The sequence below is a fragment of the Pseudoduganella sp. GW821-FHT12E03 genome (assembly GCF_058807115.1).
On the sequence record NZ_JBXAQJ010000011.1, the window covers coordinates 65,693 to 88,223 of the forward strand.

17 protein-coding genes are annotated in these 22,531 nt (G+C 66.6%); 9 read left to right on the forward strand and 8 right to left on the reverse strand.

The annotated features are described in order from the left end of the window. Nucleotides 1-109 precede the first annotated feature (109 nt). Nucleotides 110-1,468 carry an MBL fold metallo-hydrolase RNA specificity domain-containing protein gene (locus AC1RRC_RS25485; protein WP_493058392.1) on the forward strand — a complete coding sequence of 453 codons (1,359 nt, stop codon included), beginning with the start codon at nucleotides 110-112 and terminating at the stop codon, nucleotides 1,466-1,468. Nucleotides 1,469-1,723: 255 nt separating this feature from the next. Here the strand turns inward: AC1RRC_RS25485 and AC1RRC_RS25490 are convergent, their stop codons facing one another. Beyond that, entirely contained in the window at nucleotides 1,724-2,566 is an 843-nt protein-coding gene (locus AC1RRC_RS25490) for a universal stress protein (protein WP_493058394.1), read from the reverse strand. Between the two features lie 52 nt (nucleotides 2,567-2,618). Next, on the reverse strand, nucleotides 2,619-3,461 hold the full coding sequence (locus tag AC1RRC_RS25495) for a universal stress protein (protein WP_493058396.1): 843 nt from the start codon (nucleotides 3,459-3,461) through the stop codon (nucleotides 2,619-2,621). A 295-nt stretch (nucleotides 3,462-3,756) separates the two neighbouring features. Here AC1RRC_RS25495 and AC1RRC_RS25500 point away from each other — a divergent pair, with 295 nt between their 5' ends. From AC1RRC_RS25500 to AC1RRC_RS25510, 3 genes are read left to right on the forward strand one after another with little or no spacing between them, the layout of a single operon-like run. Further along, nucleotides 3,757-5,286 carry a thymidine phosphorylase family protein gene (locus tag AC1RRC_RS25500; protein WP_493058400.1) on the forward strand — a complete coding sequence of 510 codons (1,530 nt, stop codon included), beginning with the start codon at nucleotides 3,757-3,759 and terminating at the stop codon, nucleotides 5,284-5,286. Then, the gene (locus tag AC1RRC_RS25505) at nucleotides 5,283-6,197 is read left to right on the forward strand and encodes a ribose-phosphate diphosphokinase (RefSeq protein WP_493058402.1); all 915 of its coding nucleotides are present in this window, start codon (nucleotides 5,283-5,285) and stop codon (nucleotides 6,195-6,197) included. The genes AC1RRC_RS25500 and AC1RRC_RS25505 overlap by 4 nt, the downstream gene beginning before the upstream one ends. A gap of 31 nt (nucleotides 6,198-6,228) precedes the next feature. Then, the gene (locus AC1RRC_RS25510; protein ID WP_493058404.1) at nucleotides 6,229-6,867 is read left to right on the forward strand and encodes a nitroreductase family protein; all 639 of its coding nucleotides are present in this window, start codon (nucleotides 6,229-6,231) and stop codon (nucleotides 6,865-6,867) included. Here the strand turns inward: AC1RRC_RS25510 and AC1RRC_RS25515 are convergent. Both AC1RRC_RS25515 and AC1RRC_RS25520 read right to left on the reverse strand, forming a co-directional pair. After that, nucleotides 6,806-9,898, reverse strand: coding sequence for a sensor domain-containing protein (locus AC1RRC_RS25515; protein WP_493058406.1), 3,093 nt, complete (start codon nucleotides 9,896-9,898; stop codon nucleotides 6,806-6,808). The genes AC1RRC_RS25510 and AC1RRC_RS25515 overlap by 62 nt on opposite strands. 52 nt (nucleotides 9,899-9,950) lie before the next feature. Beyond that, nucleotides 9,951-10,379 carry a bacteriohemerythrin gene (locus AC1RRC_RS25520; RefSeq protein WP_493058408.1) on the reverse strand — a complete coding sequence of 143 codons (429 nt, stop codon included), beginning with the start codon at nucleotides 10,377-10,379 and terminating at the stop codon, nucleotides 9,951-9,953. Between the two features lie 208 nt (nucleotides 10,380-10,587). Here AC1RRC_RS25520 and AC1RRC_RS25525 point away from each other — a divergent pair, with 208 nt between their 5' ends. Together AC1RRC_RS25525 and AC1RRC_RS25530 are read left to right on the forward strand one after the other, a co-directional pair. Next, nucleotides 10,588-12,564 carry a diguanylate cyclase domain-containing protein gene (locus AC1RRC_RS25525; protein WP_493058410.1) on the forward strand — a complete coding sequence of 659 codons (1,977 nt, stop codon included), beginning with the start codon at nucleotides 10,588-10,590 and terminating at the stop codon, nucleotides 12,562-12,564. A gap of 149 nt (nucleotides 12,565-12,713) precedes the next feature. Further along, entirely contained in the window at nucleotides 12,714-13,109 is a 396-nt protein-coding gene (locus AC1RRC_RS25530; RefSeq protein ID WP_493058412.1) for a response regulator, read from the forward strand. On the opposite strand, the gene AC1RRC_RS25535 is transcribed toward AC1RRC_RS25530, so the two are convergent. The 3 genes from AC1RRC_RS25535 to AC1RRC_RS25545 all read right to left on the reverse strand — a co-directional run bounded on the left by AC1RRC_RS25535 (nucleotide 13,096) and on the right by AC1RRC_RS25545 (nucleotide 16,809). After that, nucleotides 13,096-14,226, reverse strand: coding sequence for an acetyltransferase domain-containing protein (locus tag AC1RRC_RS25535; protein WP_493058413.1), 1,131 nt, complete (start codon nucleotides 14,224-14,226; stop codon nucleotides 13,096-13,098). The genes AC1RRC_RS25530 and AC1RRC_RS25535 overlap by 14 nt on opposite strands. A 10-nt stretch (nucleotides 14,227-14,236) precedes the next feature. After that, on the reverse strand, nucleotides 14,237-16,312 hold the full coding sequence (locus AC1RRC_RS25540) for a TonB-dependent siderophore receptor (protein ID WP_493058414.1): 2,076 nt from the start codon (nucleotides 16,310-16,312) through the stop codon (nucleotides 14,237-14,239). Between the two features lie 149 nt (nucleotides 16,313-16,461). After that, the gene (locus tag AC1RRC_RS25545; RefSeq protein ID WP_493058415.1) at nucleotides 16,462-16,809 is read right to left on the reverse strand and encodes a hypothetical protein; all 348 of its coding nucleotides are present in this window, start codon (nucleotides 16,807-16,809) and stop codon (nucleotides 16,462-16,464) included. Nucleotides 16,810-17,057: 248 nt separating this feature from the next. Here AC1RRC_RS25545 and AC1RRC_RS25550 point away from each other — a divergent pair, with 248 nt between their 5' ends. Further along, complete coding sequence (locus AC1RRC_RS25550; RefSeq protein ID WP_493058416.1) at nucleotides 17,058-20,132, forward strand: putative Ig domain-containing protein; 3,075 nt, start codon at nucleotides 17,058-17,060, stop codon at nucleotides 20,130-20,132. A gap of 10 nt (nucleotides 20,133-20,142) precedes the next feature. Further along, nucleotides 20,143-20,781 carry an NF038129 family PEP-CTERM protein gene (locus AC1RRC_RS25555; protein ID WP_493058417.1) on the forward strand — a complete coding sequence of 213 codons (639 nt, stop codon included), beginning with the start codon at nucleotides 20,143-20,145 and terminating at the stop codon, nucleotides 20,779-20,781. Nucleotides 20,782-20,887: 106 nt separating this feature from the next. Here AC1RRC_RS25555 and AC1RRC_RS25560 read toward each other — a convergent pair whose 3' ends face one another. After that, on the reverse strand, nucleotides 20,888-21,922 hold the full coding sequence (locus tag AC1RRC_RS25560) for an AraC family transcriptional regulator (RefSeq protein WP_493058418.1): 1,035 nt from the start codon (nucleotides 21,920-21,922) through the stop codon (nucleotides 20,888-20,890). A 134-nt stretch (nucleotides 21,923-22,056) separates the two neighbouring features. Here AC1RRC_RS25560 and AC1RRC_RS25565 point away from each other — a divergent pair, with 134 nt between their 5' ends. Further along, the gene (locus AC1RRC_RS25565; protein ID WP_493058419.1) at nucleotides 22,057-22,530 is read left to right on the forward strand and encodes a 2,4'-dihydroxyacetophenone dioxygenase family protein; all 474 of its coding nucleotides are present in this window, start codon (nucleotides 22,057-22,059) and stop codon (nucleotides 22,528-22,530) included. Nucleotide 22,531: the final 1 nt, after the last annotated feature.

Below are 22,531 nucleotides of genomic sequence, written 5' to 3' on the forward strand. Positions count from 1 at the left end.
TCCAGGTCAAATTGCCTGGCTGACTTGTGTGTTCCCCGGCGGTATTGTGGGTGTGAGCGGAGCAGGGCGGCCAATCCGGTTGCCGCTGCACCCGTGGAAAGGAATTGCCATGAAACTGACCTTCCTGGGCGCCACCGGCACGGTAACCGGATCGCGCTACCTGCTGCGCAGTGGCGCCGACATGATCCTGGTCGATTGCGGCTTGTTCCAGGGCTATAAAGCCCTGCGCTTACGCAACCGTGAAGCACTGCCTGTATCGCCGGCGCAATTGTCCGCGGTGTTGCTGACTCATGCGCATCTCGATCACAGTGGCGCACTGCCGCTGCTGGTGCGGGACGGTTTCCGTGGTCCCATCTATTGCACCCAAGCCACGCGCGACTTGTGCCGCATCTTGTTGCCGGACTGCGGACGGTTGCTGGAGGAAGAGGCGGCGCATGCGAACCGGCACGCGTACAGCAAACATCAGCCGGCGCTGCCGCTGTATACCGAGGCCGACGCGCTAGCCGCGCTGGAACTGCTGACGCCGGTGGACTTCGGCCGCCGCTTCGCAGTGGGGCATGCTTTCCATGCGCGCCTGCGGCGCGCCGGGCACATCCTGGGGGCGGCCGGCATCACGGTCGAAGCGGACGGCGTCAGCGTGACATTTTCCGGCGACCTGGGACGTCAGCACGATGTGCTGATGGCGCCGCCGGAGACAGTCGAACGCAGTGACTACCTGGTGATGGAGTCCACCTATGGCGACCGCCTGCACGATCCTGAAGATCCGGCCCGCCTGCTGGCGCGCACCATCCGCGAAACCGCCGCGCGTGGCGGCGTGACCGTGATTCCGTCATTCGCGGTCGGGCGGGCCCAGAACCTGCTGTATTACATGCATCTGTTAAAGGCCAGTGGCGATATCCCTCCCGTGCCGGTCTTCCTGAACAGCCCGATGGCCGCCGACGTCACCGCGCTCTACCGACGCCACCGCCACGACCACCATCTGACGCCGGCGCAGTGCGACGCGATGTGCCACGCGGCCACGATCGTCAACAGCCCTGCCGAATCCATCGCCCTCAATCAGCGGCGGGTGCCGATGGTGATCATCGCCGCCAGCGGCATGGCCACCGGCGGGCGCGTGCTGCATCACCTGAAAGCGTTTGCGCCGGACCGCCGCAACACCATCCTGTTTGCGGGGTTTCAGGCGGGCGGCACGCGCGGCGCCGCCATGGTCGGCGGTGCGCCGAGTATTAAAATCCATGGCGAATATGTGCCCGTGCTGGCCAACGTGGTCCAGATCGACAATTTGTCGGCGCATGCTGACCAGGGCGAGCTGCTGGCCTGGCTGGGCGGCTTTGCGGCGCCGCCCCGGCGCCTGTTCCTGACGCACGGCGAACCGGATGCGGCTGAAGCGCTGCGCCGCCAGATCGGCGAGAAGCTGGGTTGGAACGCCGAGACGCCAGCCTATGGCGCCGAAGTGGAGTTGGTATGATGGCGCCGGGGATCGGCGCAGGGCGTCATGCCGCCTTGCTGGCGGAACGCATGCTGAAATTGCCGGTGTCGGTATAGCCTCGGCACCAGCATGATGCCGAGCACGTTGGTGCGCGCTGCCGGAGTAAGGTGTTCCATGCTGCCCCTCAATATGGATTGTCCGTGGATGATGGGTTTCCCGCAGCGCCCAGGTGGACTTCGCCGGGCGGCGGCAGGGGACAAGACCGATTGACACCAACATGGACCCGGTAGGATTTCAGTGCGCCAGCAGCACCGGTACGGTCATGGTATTGAGTACGGTGCGGGTGACCCCACCCAGCAGGATTTCCCGGTAGCGTGCATGTCCGTAGGCCCCCATCACCAGCAGGCCTGCGCCGATGCTGTCGGCCAGGGCCAGCAAGGCCTCGCCCACGTCGCCATCGGTGGCCTGCCGGACCACGTTGACATGGACGCCATGGCGGGCCAGGTAGAGCGCGATATCGGCGCCCGGTTCGTCGCCATGTTCATCGGCCCCGCTCGCCGCATCAAACAGCGCCACCGTCACGCCGGCAGTATTGACCAGCAAGGGAAGGGCGCCCGTGATGGCGCGCGTGGCTTGGCTGCTGCCATCCCAGGCCACCAGAACCGGTTTGCCGGCCGGCTGGAAGGCGCCGGCGAACGGGACCACCAGTACCGGCCGGCAGCTGTTGAGGATGACATACTCGGGCAAGTCTTGCAGCAGCGCGCCGGTGGCCGGATCGTCGCGGTCGGCCTGGCCGACGACGAGCAGGTCGGCATAACGCGACTGCAGCGTGAGCCCGCCATAGGCGTCGTCATCGACCAGCCGGTGTTCGCATGACTGTACGCCCAGCCGTTCGGCCAGGGCGGCGTGGCGGTCGAGCGTCACCTGTGCGCTTTGCCGCGCGCGCTCGGCAAGGTCCGGGCGGATGAAATCGCGCGCCCCGCCGTCCTTGCCACGGTAAACGAAGCGTGAAATACCGGTCATGGCGGCGCACACCAGGTGCGCTTGCTGTTGCTCCGCCAGTTGCGTGGCCAGCTCCAGGCGGGCCGCGGCGCTGCGCGCATTGTCGGCGTGCAGCAGGATAGTCTTGTATTGCATGGCATTCTCCCCAGGTTCAATCGCAGGCCGGCCGCATGCGCGGGCGCGACGGTTAGTGCGCCATCAGCACCGGCAGGGTCATGGTGGCGAGCACGGTGCGGGTGGCGCCGCCGAGGATTTTTTCGCGCAGGCGGCTGTGGCCATAACAGCCCATGACCAGCAGGTCGGCGCCAATGGTGGCGGCCAGCGACAGGATGGCGTTGCCAGCGTCGATCGGTGTCGGCGAACGCATGACTTCGACCTTGACGCCATGCCGCGCGAGATACAAGGCGATGTCGGCGCCCGGTTCCTCGCCGTGCGCGTCGCTGCCCACCTCGGCGTTGAACATGGCCACGGTGACCTGCTCCGCGCGGCGCAGCAGCGGCAGCGCCGCCGTGATGGCGCGCACCGCTTCCAGGCTGCCGTCCCAGGCGATCAGCGGACGCTTGCCGCAGGACGGGAACCGGCCCGCATAGGGCACCAGCAGCGCCGGCCTGCCGGAGTGCAGGATCACGTGCGCCGGCAAATCGAGCAGCAGGCCACCCTCGCCATGGTCGTCGGGATTGGGTTGACCCAACACCACCAAATCGGCATAACGCGCCTGCAGGCACAGCCCGGTGTATTCATCGTCATTGTGCAGGCGTGTTTCGCTGGCCGGCATGCCGGCCCTGGCCGTGACGTCGCTAAACCGGGCGAGCGCCTGGTTTGTGCGTTCCGACGCATGGCGCACACAGTCCGCGATGATCAGGCCGCTGCCTTCGAACATATTGACGGATGACATCTGCCTGGGAACGCCCGTCATCGCGACGCCGACCAGGTGTGCGCTCTCTTGCAGCGCCAAGCCGGCCGCCAACTGAAAGCGTGCGGCGGCATTCTCGGCATTATCCGCGTGGACCAAAATCGTGCGATAGGACATGGTGAACTCCCTCGTTGCGTTGAAATAAAGTGATGCGGCCTGACGGCATGGCAGATTGCGCTTCCACTACCTTGATGTCTGACATGCTGCATAGCAGTTTGGGCGGGTTGAATAATGAATTCCATGATTTAAATCAAATCGTCATGTGGTATCCGTTGCGCCGGCTGTTTCTGGCGGCAATTTGATCTTGGTCAAATCGTGTGCCTGACTTGTATATTCCCCGGCGGTATTGTGTGGGCTAGCGGCGCAGGGGTAGCCAGTCCGGTTGCCGCGGCGGCCGTCGAAAGGAACCGTCATGAACCGCAACTTCGCCGGCGCCGCCGGCCTGCGCCTGCGCCGGCTGGGCATCGACACCTACCAGCAGTGCGTGGTGTACCTGCGGTCCGATGCGCCGATTGTGCGGTCCGAGGGTTTCGAGGCGCAATCGCGGCTGGAAATCCACCGCCAGGATGCGCCAACCCGGACGATTGTCGCCACGCTCAACGTGGTGCACGCCCCGCTCCTGGCGCTTGATGAGATCGGCGTGTCGGAAGCGGCCTGGCGCGCGCTGGACGGCGCCGATGGCGACGCCATGGTGGCGGTGCACGCACCACCCTTGCTGTCGTTCGGCGCCATCCAGGCCAAGATTTTCGGCCGCCCGCTGGGGCGTGACGTGGCCGGAGCCATCGTGTCCGACATTGCGGCGGGTCGCTATTCGGAAATTGAACTGGCCGCCATGATCACGGCCTGTTCCGGCAACCGGCTCGATGCCGCTGAAACCCATGCGCTGACCGCGGCCATGATCGCTGCGGGGCAGCGCCTGCACTGGGAGGCGCCGCTGGTGGCGGACAAGCACTGCGTGGGCGGCTTGCCGGGAAACCGCACGACCTTGCTGGTGGTGCCGATCGTGGCCGCCTGCGGCCTGCTGATTCCCAAGACCTCGTCGCGCGCCATCACGTCGCCGGCCGGCACGGCCGACGTGATGGAAACGCTGGCGCCGGTGGCGCTGGACCTGGCGGCGATGCGGCGCGTGGTGGAGCGGGAGGGCGGCTGCATCGCCTGGGGCGGCGCCATGCAGTTAAGTCCGGTGGATGATTTGCTGATCCGGGTCGAGCGGCCACTGGGACTGGACAGCGATGGCTTGCTGGTGGCGTCGATCCTGTCCAAGAAGGCCGCGGCGGGCTCGACCCATGTGCTGATCGACATCCCGGTCGGGCGCACCGCCAAGGTGCGTTCGCCGGAGGCGGCGGGGCGGCTGGGGCAGCGGCTGGTGGAGGTGGGCCGGCAACTGGGCATGACAGTCAGTATCGAAATGACGGATGGCGAACAGCCGGTCGGGCGCGGCATCGGGCCGGCACTGGAGGCGTGTGACGCGCTGGCCGTGCTGCAAAACCAGCCGGGGGCGCCGGTCGATCTGCGCAAACGCGGGTTGCTGCTGGCAGGCTACCTGCTGGAACTGGGCGGCCGGGCGCCGCCTGGCGGCGGCCTGGCCATGGCGTCCGGTGCGCTGGACGGCGGCGCGGCATGGCGCAAGTTCCAGGATATCTGCGACGCCCAGGGCGGGCTGCGCACGCCGCCGCGCGCCCGCCACACGCAAGTGCTGTGCGCCGCGCACGCGGGCTGGGTGGTGGCGGTGGACAACCGGGCCCTGGCGCGCGCCGCCAAGCTGGCCGGGGCGCCCAAGGCGCCTGCCGCCGGGCTGGTGTTCCACGCGCCATTGGGAACCCGGGTGGAAGTGGGGCAGCCGCTGCTGACCCTGCATGCGGAATCGCCGGGGGAGTTGGCCTACGCCATGGCTTATGCCGAACAGCAGGACCATTTGTTTACGATCGTGGAGGCGCCATGAAGCCATTGCTGTTTGCCTTGCCCGGTGCGCAAGGCTGGATCGCCGGACTGGCCGCCGCTTTGCCCGGCGAGCCCGCTGGATTGCAGTTGCACCGCTTTCCCGATGGGGAATGCTGCCCGCGGTTCGAGGCCGATGTCGCCGGGCGCGATGTGGTGCTGGTGGCGGCGCTGGCACAGGATGGAGGCCAGACGCCGGATGCCAGGTTGTTTGCACTGTACTTGGCCGCCTGCGTGGCGCGGGAACTGGGGGCGGCCAGTGTCGGCCTGGTGCTGCCTTACCTGCCGTATATGCGGCAGGACGCCCGCTTTGCGCCTGGCCAGGGCGTGACGGCGCTGCACGTGGGGCGGTTGCTTTCGGGCTGTGCAGACTGGCTGGTGACGGCCGACCCGCATTTGCATCGCTACGCCAGCCTGTCGCAGCCCTACAGTATTCCGGCGCGGGCAGTGCAGTCCGCGCCGGCCATCGCGCAATGGGTGACTGCCAATGTGGCGCGTCCCGTGCTCGTCGGTCCCGACCAGGAAAGCGCGCAATGGGTGAGCCAGGTGGCGCGCCTGGCGCATTGTCCGTACGTGGTGCTGCGCAAGGAGCGTCACGGCGACAACGACGTGGCGGTCAGCGCGGATGTGCCGGACTGGCGCGCCGTACAGGATTGCGTCCCGGTGCTGATCGACGATATCGCTTCGAGCGGCTGTACGCTGGCCGCGGCGGTACGACTGTTGCGGGACGCGGCATTGCCGCCGCCCGTCTGCGTGGTGGTGCACGCGCTGTTTGGCGGCGCCGCGCTGGACGTGCTGCGCGCGGCAGGCCCGGCCCGCATCGTCAGCTGCAACACCGTGCCGCACCCGTCCAATTGTATCGATGTGTTGCCGGCGCTGGCAGATGCGGCCCGGCAGTTGTGCGCCGCACGCTAGTGGCGCCGCGTATTGCCAAAGGAGCCTGACCATGGATAACCGATATGAACACCGTTCCGACATGCCGCTGATCGGCCGCGAAGCGCTCGAATTGGACGCGGACTTCAGTGCACTGGGCATCGCGCTGCGCGATATCCTGTTGCTGCGCCACTCCCAGCATGCATTTGCGCCGGAGCCGGTGCCGCAGTACCGCTTGTCGCGCCTGCTGTGGACCGCATGCGGCTGCAACCGTGACGGCGCCGCGTTGCGGACCGCGCCATCGGTCTGCGGCGGCGCGGCCATCGATTTGTATGTCGCCATGGCCACCGGCTTGTACCGGTTCGACGCCGCCGGCATGGTGCTGATCCGGTGCGGCGACGCCGACTTGCGCGGCGCTGGCGGGCATGACGGGCCCGCAGCGCCACTGGAGCTGATTTATGTGGCCGACCTGGCGCGCATGACCGGCGTGCCGGCGCCGGACCGGCTCTGGCAGGCGGCGCTCGATGCCGGATTCATGGCACAGAACGTCAGCGTGTTTTGCGCCGCCGAAAACCTGGCCACCAACATGCAAGTGCCGCCGGAGCGCGCCGTGCTGGCGCGGGCCATGGGACTGGAGGGGGGCGCCTGTGTCATCCTGCGGCAACCGGTCGGGCTGCCGCGCAATGCGCCGCCCCGGAGTCCCTGGTTGTAACGTTGCACGCAACCGCCATCGATGCCGGCGCCGTTTGGCGCGCGGCGCACCATTCCACCAGCCGCTCCGGCGCCATCGGACGGGCAATGCCGTAGCCTTGCGCCGCTTCGCAGCCCAGTGCGCGCAGCGCGTCGCAGTGGGCTGCCGTTTCGACGCCTTCGGCCACCACATCGCGCCCCAGTGCATGGGCCAGGCGGATGACGCCGGACACGATGCCATAGTCGTTGCGGTCCTCCAGCATGGTGCGCACGAAGCTCTGGTCCACCTTCAGGGTGTCGACCGGCAGCTTGCGCAGGTAAGTCAGTGACGAATACCCGGTGCCGAAGTCGTCCAGCGCGAACTGCACGCCGAGGTCGCGGCAGGCGGCCAACACCAGCATGGCTTGTTCCATGTCTTCGATGGCCGTGCTTTCCAGGATTTCCAGTTGCAGGTCGCAGGCGCTGATCGTGGGCTGGCGGGCCAGCGCCGCGGCCAGCGCGGTACTGAAACCGGGCGCCAGCAACTGGCCGGCGCTGACATTGACACTGACGGGCAGGTGCAGGCCGCCGGCATGCCATGCCGCCATCTGCGCCAAGGCGGTGTCGATGACCCACGCGCCGACCTCGAGCTCCAGCGGGGTGCCCGTCAGGTGCCCCAGGAATTCCCCGGGGGGCACCAGGCCGCGTACCGGATGCTGCCAGCGGATCAACGCTTCCGCGCCCGCCACCGCGTCGCTGCGCAAGTCCACCTTGGGCTGGTAATGCAGCGTGAACTCGCCGCGCTGGTGCGCCAGGCGCAGGCCCTGCAGGGCCAGGTGGTGCTGCTGCGCCAGGCGGTCGCTTTCCGGATCGAACAGCTGGTAGCGGTCGCGCCCGTTTTCCTTCGCCTGGTACATGGCCTGGTCGGCATGCCGCAGCAGCGCATCGGCGTCGCCATTGTCATCCGGGTAGCGCGCCACGCCGATGCTGGCCGATATGCGGGCCATCGTGCAACCCAGGTCGAGCGGCGCCCGGATGGCGGCCAGCACGCGGTCCAGCGCTTGCGCGCATTCCCCGGGCGTGCCGGCATTGGACATCAGCAGCACGAATTCGTCGCCACCGAGGCGCGCCAGGGTATCGTCGGCCCGGATCACGGCCGACAGCGCCCGCGCGATCTGCACCAGCAGCCGGTCGCCGGCGGCCTGGCCCCAGCGCTGGTTGATGTCCTTGAATCCGTCCAGGTCGAGCAGGCAGACCGCCAGCGAACTGCCGGTGCGGTTGGTGCGCTGGATCGCATGGTCCAGGCGGTCGGCCAGCAGCCGGCGGTTGGGCAAGCCGGTCAGCGGATCGAAATTGGCGACGTGATCGAGCTCGGCCTGGTGCGCCTTGATGTGGCTGATATCGGAAAACACGCCAATATAATGTTCGATGGCGTCGTTCTGGTCGCGCACGGCGGTGATCGTGAGTAATTCGGGATAGACCTGTCCATTTTTGCGTTTGTTCCAGATTTCTCCGCGCCAAAAACCATTGTTCAGCACCGCCTGCCACAGCTCCCGGTAAAACGCCTTGGTATGGCGCCCCGATGCCAGCAGGGCAGGATGGCCGCCGATGACCTCGACGGCGGTATAGCCGGTGATGCGTTCGAAGGCGGGATTCACCCGGGCAATGTGCAGCGACGCGTCCACCACCATGATGCCTTCGTGGCTGCTGGCGAAGACGGTGGCGGCTTCACGCTGCATCAGCTCGAATTGCTTGCGTTCCGTGATATCGGAAATGGTTCCCGCCATGCGCAGCGCCGTACCGTCAGCCTGCCTTTCCACGACTTTGCCGCGGGCCTTGACCCAGGCGACAGCGCCGCTGGTGTGAACGATGCGGAAGTCGATATCCACGTCCGGCAGCAGGCCGCAGCGGTGGTTGTACAGATGTTCGCGCAGGGGGGCGGCATCGTCCGGATGAACCGAACTGATCAGCCGGTCCAGTGCATCAGTGCCGGGGGCAATGCCTGTCAGGCGGCTGATGCTGGCGGTTTGGAACAGCGTATCGTCGCGCAGGTTCCAGTCCCAGACACCGTCGCACGTGGCGTCGATCACCGTTTGCAGCCGCTCCTGGCTGACATGCAGGGCGTGTTCGGCGCGCTTGCGTTCTGTAATGTCATGCGCGATACCGAACAGGCCAAGCACCTGCCCGGCGCTGTCGGTCACCGGGCCCTTGGTGGTGAGAAAAACCAGGGCGCCGCCCTCGGGCATGGTCAATTGTTCTTCCACGGTGTGCAGCTTGCACTCCGCCATCACGGCGCCGTCGCGGGCGTGCAACTGGGCGGCGGCATCGGCCGGCAGCAGTTCGGTGTCGTCGCGGCCGATAATGTCGCTTGCCGAACGCCCCAGGTAGCGGGCGGCGGCGGTATTGACGAACACATAGCGTCCCGCGCTGTCCTTGACGAAGATCGCGTCGGAGGTGCCGGAGACGACGCTGTCGAGCATGCCGCGTTGTAATTCGGTTTCCCGCAGCGCTGTGCGCAGCCTGGCGCATAGCGCGCTGACCAGCACACCACTGAGCACCAGGAAGGCCAACTGCAGCGCGTGGGTGTCCTGGCGGGCGACGGCTCCGGCGCCCGCGGCGGCCAGCGCCGCCATCCCGGTGGACAGCAGCCCCGGGCCGAAACCGCCGAACGCCGCGCAACCGATAATCCCGGGCATCAGCAGCACCAGCGTGGTGTACTCCATGCCGGCCGCGCCGGGCAGGTGGCGCCACATGGCGATGGTGGTCAGCATCACGGCGGCGGCACAGCCATAAGGCAGCAGGCGATGCAGCGGGCGCGCGGCCGGTGTGGGGGGCGCCGCCTCGATCCGCGCCGTGGCGGTGTGCGGCGCGGGTACCGCGCCCAAGGCAAAATACAGGGCGACCGCCGAGGCGCAAACAAAGAATATGCCTTTCGCGGTGGCCAGTGCGGTGCCCGCGCCGGCGTCGGTGGCGAACCGCAGCAAGTCGTCCGACAGCAGGATCCAGGCTGTGGCGGTGGCGACGTAGAGCGCGATCGCGCGGGAGATGAAGCGGCTGCGGCTGTTCAATACCATGAGGGAACCCTGGTTGGCGGTGGCGGCGTGGCCGGAAGTGCCGGGAGGACGGTCAGGCGCAGGAACAATCGCGCACGTGGGCTGGCGCAGGCCCGTTCGTGGCCACTGTTAACGCCACCGCCAGCGCCATATCCATGGTGACGATGTGCGCTTCGAGCCAGTCGGACAGGTCCAGTACCGTGCCGCGCAGCGGCGCGGGGTCGCCGCCTTCGAACGCGGCAATGGCATGTTGCAGCCGCTCCAGTACCTTCAGGTGCTCCGCCCGGTGCACTTCCAGCGCGTAATAGCCGGCCGCTTCCATCAATTGTTCTTCTTCCGCAAAATCGCGCTTCAGGCATGCCGCCAGGGTGGCGCAACCTTCCGGAAACTCGCCCTCAGTCAGGTGGCGCAGGCGCGCCAGCAAGTCCAGCAGATCGGCGTGGGCGTGGTCGATGGCGGCGATTCCCAGCAGGAACGGTGAAGCGTGGTGCGGGTGGGGCATGATGAATTCCTTTGTGCGCAATCCTGCGCGGGAGATGAAGTTGTGTTCGCCAGTGTTGTGCGAAGTGCGAGCAAATTCTTTGATGTAGATCAAATTCCTCCGGCTTGAAATAAATATCGCGGCGTACTGCCACAGGGGCGGACCATGCGGCTTCCAGTGCCTTGCAAGATGGATGACAATAGTTGTCGACGGCAGGAGGGAGGTGTCGATGAGAACAGTATTACGGGCGGTGCGGCATGCAGTGAGGGGCCTGGTCCGTGCGCCGGAGCGTTACAGTCGGTTGGGCTGGCTGCTGTGCCTGGCCTTGTTGCCGGGACTGGCCACCGGCTGCATCTTCATTGCCACGTTGTACCTGGGCGGCCGGGCGCAGGCCGAGCAGGAAGCGTTGCGTTCAGCGCGCGCCATGTCGCAGTTGTTCGATGGCGAGATCGCGACCCGGCTGGCGCGGCTGGAAGCGCTGGCCACGTCGCCTTCGCTGGCGGCGGACGCGCTGGGCGCTTTTCAGCGCGAAGCGGTTGCTGTCGCGCCTGAAGGCGCCCCCCTCATCCTGGCCGATGCCGGTGGACAGCAGTTGATGAATACGCTGCGGCCGCCGGGCAGTGTGCTGCCGCGCAGCGGCGCGGCGGACGCGCTGCGGCAGGCGCTGGCAACGGGAAAGCCCGTGGTATCGGGTTTGTTCATTGGCGCCGTATCGGGAAAGCCCCAAGTGGCGGTGCTGCTGCCGCTGTTTCGGCCAGGCCGCGCGCCGCGGGTGCTGGTGCAGGGCATACCCGCCGTATCGCTCGACAGCGATTTTGCGCGCCTGCTGCCGGGCGCCGGGCGCGTGGCGGGATTGCTGGACCGCAGTGGCCTGGTGATCGCCCGCAGCGCCGCGCCGGAGTTGTATCGCGGCAAGCCGGCCGTGCCAGAAGTGCGGGCGGCGCTGGCGCTCGCGCCCGAAGGCATGCTGGCGACAGCGACACTGGAGGGCGTGCCGGTATTCGCTGCCTACAGCCGCTCGGCGGCAACCGGCTGGGCCGTGGTGGTCGGCGTGCATGAGCGGGCCATGCTGGCTGAAGTGTTCGGTGGCCTGGGATGGGCCGGGGCGCTGGTCGCCGGCGCGCTGCTGGCCGGGGCGATGCTGGCCTGGCGCCTGCATCGCGACGCGCTGCGCGCGCTGCAAGCCCTGTCCAACGCGGCCGGTCAGGCGGAGCGGGGCGTGCCCGGCGTGCGCGCCGAGGTCGGCGGTCCGCGCGAGTTCGCGCAACTGGCCTTGCAGTTCAACCGCATGCAGATGGCGTATGAACGCGCCAGGCGTGACCGGCAATTGGCGGCCAGTGTGTTCAGCGCCACCTCGGAAGGCATCCTGATCGTCGGCGCCGACCTGCGCATTATCGAGGTCAACCGCGCGTTCCTGGCCATGAGTGGTTATCAGCGCGATGAGTTGCTGGGCCGTAGTCCGCGTATCCTGCAATCGGGGCGGCAGGATGCGGCGTTTTACGCCCGCATGTGGGACGCGCTGGACCGTGGCGGCAACTGGGAAGGGCAGATCTGGGACCGGCGCCGCGACGGGGCGCTGTTCGCGGCCTACCTGTCGATCAGCCGCGTCGATGGCCCGGATGGCCAATTGAGCCATTATGTCTCGCTGTTCACCGATGTGACCGAGCAGCGGATACGCCAGGATGAGATCGAAGCGCTGGCTTTCCGCGATCCGCTGACCCATTTGCCGAACCGGCGCCTGCTGCATGACCGCTTGCAGCACGCCATTGCCGGGCAGGCCCGTGACGGCGCCTTGCTGGCAGTCTGTTCGCTTGACCTGGATGGCTTCAAAGCCGTCAACGACAGCCAGGGACATGAGGCCGGCGACGAGGTGCTGGTGGCCGTGGCGGCACGGCTGCGGCAGGTCGTGCGCGCCCACGATACCGTGGCGCGGCTGGGCGGCGATGAATTTGTGCTGTTGCTGGTGGACTTGCCGGACCCGGGCGAGGCGCGGGAAATTGCCGGCAGGGCGCTGACCGCGATTGCCGCGCCTGTCGTGCTGGCGGGTGGCGCCAACGCCAGTGTGTCCGCCAGTATCGGCATCGCCTATGCCCCGCTGGACGCGCGGGACGGGGAGACGCTGCTGCGCCTGAGCGACAGCGCCATGTATTGCGCCAAGCGGCGCGGCCGCAACCGCTATGTGTTGCATGGTGACGAGGCTGCCTGATGAGCCTGCCAACAAACCGCAGGTGCACACCGCTGCAAGCCCCCTTCCTACAGCGCCTGCGTGCAAGCGCCTACATGCGGCACGAGCGATCCGCCCTAAGATGGACTGCCTGGCCGACAGACATGGCGGCGGGGCGGACCGGAGGCAATATGTCGCAGCGCGCATTATCGCGCCGCGTCCTGGTGGTGGACGATAGCCGGGATGTGGCGGACTTGCTGGTGGAAGTGTTTGCGCAGAATGGACATCAGGCCAGAGCGGCATACAGTGGCGCCCAGGGATTGCTGGCAATCGAAGAGTTCGGCCCGGACGTGGTGTTCCTGGATTTGAGCATGCCGGGCATGAGCGGATTCGAGGTGGCGGTCGCCTTGCGCGACAAGGGGCCGCGTGATTTCGCGCTGATCGCATTCAGTTCGATGGCCGGCGTGGCGGTGAAAGACATGGCGGCCGCCATCGGATTCGACCTGCATCTGGTGAAAACAGCGGAATTCGGCCAGTTGCTGGCCGCGCTGGACACGTTGCCCGGGGCGAAGCTCAAAAGTACCTGACCCATGCCTTGCCGCTTTCCCGCTTGTGGCGGCCAAAGCGTTTCGTGGGCCAATAGAGCGCGGCGGCAAGCAGGATCGCGATCGCCCACACTTGCCACAAATGGCCGAGGTCCGCGCGTGGCACATCGAACAGGAAGGCGGCGATCTTCCGCAGTGCGAGCAATGCATACAGGTGCAGCAGGTAATAGAACAGCGGCGCAGCGCCGAAGACGGCCGCCACCCGGGTGGCCGTTCCATCAGCGTGGTCGAGCCGCGAGAGCACCAGCAAGCCAAATCCAAGCGTCAGCAGGAGAAAGCCGAGCGAGGGCGGATATTTCGTGAAGTTCAGGAAAGACATCACGCTGTGCAGCACATCGGCCTGCACCGCCCAGGGCGCCGGTTCACCGTAGAGGTTGGCGCTGCGCAGCAGGGCGAGCAGCGCCAGGCTGCCGGCGCCCGCGGCCGCAAGCCGGCGCCGGCGCAGGGCGGGCGCCGTGGCCCGGGCATACACGGGGCCGCAGGCATACCCCAGCAGGATCACGCCGATCCATGCCAGCACCGGATAACTGACCTTGATGCGGATGGGATCGGTCAGCAGGAAGCCGCGCTGTTCCAGAATCGTCCAGGCCGCCGATGCGGCCGTGCCCGCGCCGAACGACACGGTGTCGAGCGCGTTGTGGCCCGCCACGACCAGGACACCCAGCATTGCCAGCAGCGCCGGCGGCAGGCGGTGCAGCAGCGCCAGGGCCAGCATCGCCAGGCCGATGGCCCAGATCACCTGCAAATAAACCACGCCGGGCGCCAGCGTACCGGTCCAGGCGAAGTTGACGGCCACGATCTCGAGCCCGACCAGCAGCATGCCCCGCTTGAGCAGAAAGCCGGTCGCATTGCGCGGTCCGGCCGGCGGGTGCGCATACAGCCATGCCGACAGGCCGGTCAGGAACACGAACATTGGCGCGCAGAAGTGCGCCGCGAGACGCGTAAAAAACAGCCCGGGACTGGTTGCCGCCAGGTCCATCGGATCGCTGACCTGGTATTGCAGGAAGAAGGTCTCGCGCACATGGTCCACCGTCATCAGGAGCATCACGAGGCCACGCATGACGTCGATCGATGCGATACGCTTGCCGGAATGATTCATCGTCGCCGCCTTAGTAACGATAGGACAGGGTCGCCGCCGCCGTGCGGGTACTGCCGGGCGCAACCCAGAGCTGGCTGTAGGAACTGGCGTAATAGCGCCGGTTGAACAGGTTGTCCAGATTCAGCGCGAGGCGCCAGCGCTGGCCTGGCGCATACCCGGCCAGCAACCGGGCAGTCGTATAGGCTGGCAGCCGGAAGTCGCTGGATGTGGCCACGTCGCCGAAGCGCTCGCCGATGTGGGCCAGGCCGGCGCCGAACCATGCCTGGTCGTTGCCGGCGACCAGCAACAGGTTGCCGCTGTGACGCGGCACGTTGGGCAAGCGGCTGCCGGCGCGGATGGTGTTGTCGCCGCGGGTCACGCGGGCATCCGTCCAGGCGTAGGCGGCCGACATCCTGAGACCGGGCCGGAGCTGGCCCGACAGGTCGATTTCCAGGCCTTTGCTGGCGACTTCGCCGGCGTTGATTGAATAGTCCGTGTTCAGGGGATTGGTGGTCAGCACGTTTTTCTTGTCGATCCGGTACAGCGCCAGCGTGCCGGCGAGCCCGCCCGGCGTCTCCAGTTTGGCGCCCAGCTCGTACGAGCGGCTGGCTTCCGCCGGGAAGGCCGTGTTGTCGATACTGATGCCGCTGTTGGGCCGGAAGCCGCGGGCAGCCGTCGCGTACAGCGACACCGTGGCAGCCGGCTGGTAGACGATGCCGGCGCGCGGACTGGTGGCGCTCAGCAGCTGCCGGTTGATGGCCGCCGTGCGGCGGTTGGCCACGGTCTGGCGGTAGCGGTCCATGCGCACGCCGGCCAGCGCCTTCCAGCCGGGAGCGAGCGTCACCTGGTCTTGCCCGTATAGCGCATCGGCCCGCTGGTGTTCCAGCGTGTCGATCGACAGGGCCAGCGGGGCGGCGGGGGCGCCATATACCGGGACAACAATGTCGATCGCATACGGCGCCGTGGCGCCTGGATTGCGGCGCATCTGCACCCGGCTATCGTCGAAGCGGTAGGTGTCGGCGCCGAACAGTAGTTCGTGCTTCACGCCCCATGGGGCGATGGCGCCCAGCAGTTCGACGCGCGCCGAGCGGTCGGTGGCGGAAAAATCGCGCTGCCGCCGCTGGCGCCGCAGCGTGCGGCCATCGGCCAGCAAGTCGTTCGCCTCGCTCGAATAGCCCCGCAGCGAGCTGTCGCGATACGCGGCGCCGGCTTGCAGCGACCAGGCGTCCGTCAGGCCGTGCTGGATGAACAATTGGTGGCCCAATGACGCGATCGTCACCGGCCCGTCGGCCGGTTCGCCCAGGAAGCGCGATGGCGGCACGCCGCCCAGCTTGCCGCCAATGGCGGGGATACCCCGATCGAAGGGCGCGCGCTGACGCATGGCTTCAATCTCGTAGGACACGGTGGTGTCCCGCCCCGCGAGCCAGACGAATGACGGCGACAGGTAGGAACGTTCAGTGTGCACCGTGTCGCGGAAGCTGCCGCCCTCCTGGTTGGCCAGGTTGATGCGGTACGCGACGGTGTCCGACAACGGACCGGTCAAATCAAAGGCAATGCGCAGTGTCCCGTGGGATGCCAGCGACAGGTCGATGCCGTACTGTGGCGCGAAGCGCGGCTTCCTGGTCAGGATATTGACCGTGCCGCCGGGTTCGCCCCGGCCGTACAGCGCCGATGCCGGGCCCTTCAGGATTTCAACCGACTGGGTGCCGGCAATATCGCGCATGCCGTTGTAACCACGGCTGGAGCTGAAGCCGTTGACCATGTAATCGGAGCCGAAGTTGGGATCCCCGGTGAAACCCCGCATCGCGTAGCTGTCCCACAGTCCGCCCAGGTTGCTTTGGCGCGTAATACCGCTGGCCAGCTCCAGCGCGCCGGCCAGGTCCGTGATCCCGGCGTCCTGCAGCAGGTCCGCGCCGAGGGTGCGCACGCTCTGCGGCAAGTCCAGGGGCAGCGCGTCGGTCTTGGTCGCCCCGGCGACAGCCAAGCCGCGATAGGCGGCACGCTGGCCGCTGATGACGACACGGTCGGAAACAGGTTCCGCCGGCGTGGCAAAAGGGATGGTACCGGCGAGCAGGGCCAGGCACCGCATGGTGGTGTTTTTTTTCATTGCTTCAATCCTTCAACGGCAGGCCGGGACGCGGCGCGGCCGCGCCTGTGCGCGTGGTGCACAGGGCGTTCCGGCGCTCCCGCCTGCAAATAGTCGTGTTGGTCCGAGGCGTGCGGACACGCCCGGGCCGCGCCTCGCGGCGCCGCGTATTAATGCGTCGGCGGGAAGGAAGGAGGGGCGTGCGACGGTGGCCGCAGGAAGCTGGCGCAAGCGGCAAGCACCTGCGCAACACTCGCGCGGGACACGCTGTGCAGGCATGCCCAGACGAAGGGCGCTACCGCGAGCACCGCATCGGGCGGGGCCGCATGGGGCTGCGCGTGGAGGGCGCAAGCGACGCAGTGCGGCGTGCTGGCCGACGCATCATGGTGGTGTTGCGTCGCCGCGAGCAGCTGCAGCATGAAGACGGCCGCGACCAGCCACGCCATCAACGATCCGCGTGTCGCGGTTGGGTGGCGTCGGCGTTGCAGGGAGGCGGTCATGCGTTGCAGCTGTGTCATGGCCCCGCGATTGTACTGCAATCGGGCGCGCCGTGAAGCGATGCCACGGCGTTCCGCCGCGATCGTTTTGTGGCGGCTGGTGGATTGACGTGACGATATTTACAACAGTTCCAGGATATCGATAACAAATTGCTACGTGATGGTTGCTGGTGCGTGCTATATTTGTCACTGATATCGATAACACGGCCCCTTGGAGGAGACACCGTGGTCGATATGAACGACCTGGTTAAAAACGACAAGGACAATCCATGCACAACCATTTCAATTCGCATCACGGGCGGAGGACCGGACACGCCCGCATCAAGGCCGGCGTCGCGGCGGTCGCCGCGGCATTCTGGACTTGCACCGGCGTGCCGGCGCAGGCGGTCGATTTCGTGGCCACGCCCGAGGCGCAAGCCATGCTCGGCGCGTCCGGCCTGAAACACCCCGCGCTGGGCTTCACGCTGGACCAACTCAACTACGCGCGCCAGCAAGTGCGCGCCGACGTGCAGCCGTACCAGAGCTATTACAACACCCTGAGCACGGTTTGCTGCAACTACGCCAACATCAACCTGCTGCCGACCAACCGCGACGCCAGCAAGGTCGACACGCCCAATACCCCCAACTTCAACGGCAACACGGCGCAAACCCGCATCATCAATGATTCGCAGGGTGCGCTGACGCAGGCCATCCTGTATTACATTACCGGTCGCAACGAATACCGCCGCAACGCCATGCGCATCCTGCGCACGTGGAGCAACATGAATCCCAATGGCTACGCGTATTATCCCGACGCGCATATCCATACGGGGGTGCCGCTGTACCGCATGCTGATGGCCGCTGAAATCCTGCGCTACACGCCGGGCGATCCAGGCTATGCCGCCTATCCGCTGGTGTGGACCGACACCGACACCCAAAAGCTGAAAGACAACCTGATCGACCCGATGGAGCGTACCTTCTTCGCCAGCAAGGAGCGCTTCATGAACCAGCACGTGTATTCGCTGGTGGGCCGCATGGCGGGGGCGATTTTCACGGACAACAAGGCGCGCTACGATGAAACCGTCGAATGGATGACCGTCAACGCCAGCTCCACCCGGCAAGACATCAACGGCGCCATCCTGCCGCTGATTCCGCTGATCGAAACGGACAACCCGCTTAACAAGGTTGGCTACCCGTTCTACCAGATCCAGGAAATGGCGCGCGACCAGGCCCATGGCGGCGACAACGTCGACAACCTGACCGGCCTGCTGCGCATGGTGACGGCGCAGGGCACCCGGGTCGATCCTTACACCGGCGTGCCGTCGGCCTCGGGCGATGCGGTCAGCGTGTACCAGTTCGGCGGCAACCGGTTGTTGATGGGCGCGAATGCCTACGCCCAGTTCATGCTGGGCTATAACGCGCCATGGGCCGACACCAACGGCGGCACGTCCACCATGTCGCAAGCCTATCGCGGCCGCCTGTACGAGGTCGGCGGCATTCCAGAACTCTACAATGTGTACAAATACGAAGAGGGCGTCGATGTCGACGCCGTGGCACCCTACCTGGCGACCGCCTATGCGCATGCGAACGACTTCGTGACCCGCTGGAGCAATGCGACCCCGGGCAACAAGGACATGGGAGCGGAAGCCTTCCTGACCCTGCCGCAAGCGCTGACGGGCGTGGCGCCCCCGCCGGCCAGCACCGTGCTGGAAACCGAACGCAAGGCGATTTTCCTGAACGGCGACTGGCGCACCGAAAGCGATGCCCAGCGCACCTATGGCCACGCCAGGATTACGCCGGCCGGCGCCACCATGGTGTTCCACGACGTCGGGTATCCCGACCGCAGCAAGTTCGCCCCGATGGGCCTGATGGTGCGCACCAGCGGCGTCACCCGGCTGGCCGCCAGCGCCACCGAAGACGCCAGTCCGTGGAGCGTGCTGACCGTGCCGGACACGGCCGGCCAATGGCGCTACTTCGTTCCCGACACGGCCACCGCCGCCGTCAACGGCCGGCCGCTGGGCGCCAATATCATTTATTTCAAATTCACCGGCCCGGAGGGCGCGACGGTGGACGTGGACTTCCTGAACCCGGCCGCGCAATCGCAGTTGACGCCGCCCAAATTCGCGATGCCGGTGTTCCCCGTGACGGAACTGATCGTGCAGGACGTGCCATACCAGGCGACCTACACCGCGACCGACGCCAATCCCGGCGACACCGTCACTTACCAGGCCATCGAACTGCCGGAAGGCGCGGCGCTCGATCCGTCGACCGGGACTTTTACCTGGACGCCGACGGCCGCGCAGGGCGGCGTCCATGACATCGTCATCAGCGCCACCGACGGCGTCTCGCTCAACACCATGACGGCCAGGTTGAGCGTCCAGCCTTCGCGCCAGGCCGCGTTCGAAGCCGCCCAGGGCGGCTATGACGTGTCCGCCATCTACACCACGCCGTCACTGGCCACTTTCAAGGCGGAACTGGCGCCATTGCAACAGACCGTGTCCACCGTGACGGACGCCGAATTCCCCGGCTTGCTGAAATCGGTGCAGGCGGTGGTGGCGAAGCTGGAACTGGTGAACCCGCGGGTGCCGTTCGACGGCAGCCTGGACTGGAGCAAGAAAATGGTGACGGCGGTGGGGCTCGACGTCAACCGCGCGACTATCCTGGTCGACGGCGACTACAACAGTTATTCGGGCGATTTGCGCGCCCCGGCCACCATCGACTTCGGCGAAAATTACCGCGTGTCGGTGCAGGCCTTTGGCATCCAGGCGCGCTTCATGTTCGCCAACCGCTCGCAAGGCATCAATGTCTACGGTTCCAACGACAACGCCACGTGGACCCTGCTGACCAGCCGGGAAACCACCGACACCAGCGCCCGCAACTTCGAGATGGAAGTGATTCCGGTGCTGCCGGGCCTGGAGAGCGAACGCTTCCGCTACTTCCTGGTGCGGGTTGACCACGCGGGACCGCCAACCGATCCGGCCTATCCCGGCATTTCGTCGTACGGCGAGTTCCGCTTCCACGGCACCCGCTACGACTTGCTGGCGCCGGTCGACGTCAGCGCCAGCGTGAAGATGCTGGCATCGGGCCTGACAGTGAACCGCTTTACGCAAAAGTACAGCGGCACGGTCACCATCACCAACGCCACGCCGAAGAAGATCGATGGCCCGCTGCATTTCCATCTGCAAGGGTTGCCGGCTGGCGTCACCCTGGACAACGCCAGCGGCGTCAAGGATGGCGTGCCTTACATCACGCTGCCGTCGGCCGCCTTGGCGCCGGGACAGTCTGTCACGTTGAGCACGACGTTCAGCAATCCATCCAAATTACCCATCAGCTACACCCGCAAGCTGATCAGCGTTAAATATTAAGGAGACCCCCATGCATTATTTGCAATCCCTGCAATCCCTGTTGGCCCGGACCATCCTGGCCGTCTGCCTGCTGTCCGGCGCGGCCCAGGCCTGGGCCGCGCCCCTGTACAGTGTCAGCATCGACACCGCCTCGCTGGGCAACGGTCCCGCTTACCTGGGCCTGTACTTCATGGGCCTGGCCGACGCCGCGCCGGCTACGGCGACGGTGGACAATCTCACCGGTGCGCTGGCGGGCGCCGCCAGCGTGACCGGCACCGTGACCGGTAGCGCCCCCGGGCCGCTGGTGTTTGACAATGGCAACGGCGGCAGCGACTGGGTCCAGGCCATCACCCTGGGCGGCGTGTTTTCGTTCGACGTCAGCTTCGCACTGGCCGCGGGCGACGCCGGCACCACGTTTGGCTGGGCGCTGTTCGACGAGGCCGGCTATCTGGGCGGCGATGGAGACCTGGGCGTCATCTCGCTGCAGCCTGGCGCCGGTCCGGGTGCGATCTACCAGTTGGCCAACCAGAGCGCGCTCAGCCAGGTGACAGTGGTGCCGGAGCCATCGACGGCCGCGCTGATGCTGCTGGCCGGTGTGGGCATGGCATGGAGCGCGCGCCGCCGGCGTCATCTTGGCGGTCACCGGCGCGGCCGCGCTGACAGCATCTGAATACCGCCAGGGCGGGCCATCGCGTCCATGCGGTGGCTGCGGTCGTTGCGCTCAGTGTGTAGGTTGGTGGTCATGCAAGCCGCCTGGTGCGCGGCCCATGCGGACCTCAATCGTGGCGGCGGTGCGCGCGGCGGTAGGCGCTGGGTGTCATGCCGCTTTGCTTGCGGAACGCATGGCTGAAATTGCCGGTGTCGGTATAGCCCAGGCGCCAGGCAATGTGGGCAATGCCGGAACCGGTTTCCGCCAGCATCTCGCAGGCGCGCTGGTGCCGGATGTCGTTGGACAGCACGCGGTAGTCGCAGCCTTCCCGCACCAGCCGGCGCGCCAGCGTATGGCTGCTCATGTTCAGCAATTCGGCCAGTTGCGCCAGCGTCGGCTGGCAATGTTCGGCTTCGCGCAGCATCAGCCGCACCCACGCGCTCCAGGCGCGCGCCTTGCCGAAGCGGCCCTGCAGCCGCTCGAGTTCCCGGTGGCCGGGTGGCGTGGCGCCGCCGGCCACCGCCAGCGGCATGTCGAGCAACTGGCTGTCGAACACCGTGCGCACTTCCGGCAGCGCCGCGCCCGATGCGAAATGCGCGCGCAACGGGCGCATTTCCCGGTACAGCGCCAGGTGCGGCGGTGGCGGCATCGACAGGTAGCTGTCATAGGGCGCCAGGCGCTCGCCGAGCAATTGTTGCAGCTGGATGCGCAGCGACACCACGTGGATTTCCTCGAAGGCGCGCAGGGCGGCGGCCGACATCCCGGCCGCCGGCCGCCAGATCAATTCGCCATACCCTGGATGGCGCCGGTATTGCATGGCGAAGCTCGGCGTGATCAGGCGGAAGTAGCGGCTCGACAGGCGCAGCATTTGATCGACCGTGGCGCTGCGCACCATGGCCTGGCTCAGCGGCCCGTGCATGTCGAGCCGGATATGGCGTCCCAGCTGGAAGGCGAGGTCGCTGCGTCCGCTGTGGCGCAGGATTTCTCCCCACAGGACATCGAATTGCCCCATCGTCAGCGTGGCGTCCTGCTCGCGCAGCGCGGCTTCGTCGATGCCGCCCGCCGCCAGGGCGCTGTCGAGCCAGTCCGGCTGTTGGTCGCGCAGCAGCTGGAACAGCGGCAGGGTATAGCGTGCGGGAACGGTCGGTTCGTAGAGCGGCATGGGTGGCTTAAAAATGCGGGGAAATCACAAATATTTTGCGGGGAAATCACAAATATTCTGATTTCCAGCCCAGCATAATAGCACCGCCGGCTAGCAGCGCAACCGCGCCTCAGCCTCATAACCAGGAGACCAGCATGATGTTTTTTGAAAAAATCGATACCGCCCTGATCGACGTCGCAGCCCTGCCATGGGCCCCGTTCCTGCCTTACTCGGACAAGGTGTTCATCAAGGCCATCAAGGTCGATCCGATCCGTGGCGAATGGACCACCCTCCTCAAGGCGCCCGCCGATGTCGAGCTGCCGCGCCACCACCACTCCGGCACCGTGCAGGTCTACACCATTTCCGGCGAATGGAAATACAAGGAACATGACTGGACGGCGGTTCCCGGCAGTTTCGTGTTTGAAACCGCCGGCACCCAGCACACGCCGATCGGCGTCGGCGAGGACGAGGTCGTCACGCTCAACATCGTGCAAGGCGACTGGAACTTGATCGACGATGCCGGCAACGTGCTGGCAGTGGAAAACTGGAAAACCGTCATGCAGCGCTACCTCGACCACTGCCAACGGCACGACATCGCCCCGGTCGATATTTCCAGCTTCAGCGTCTGAG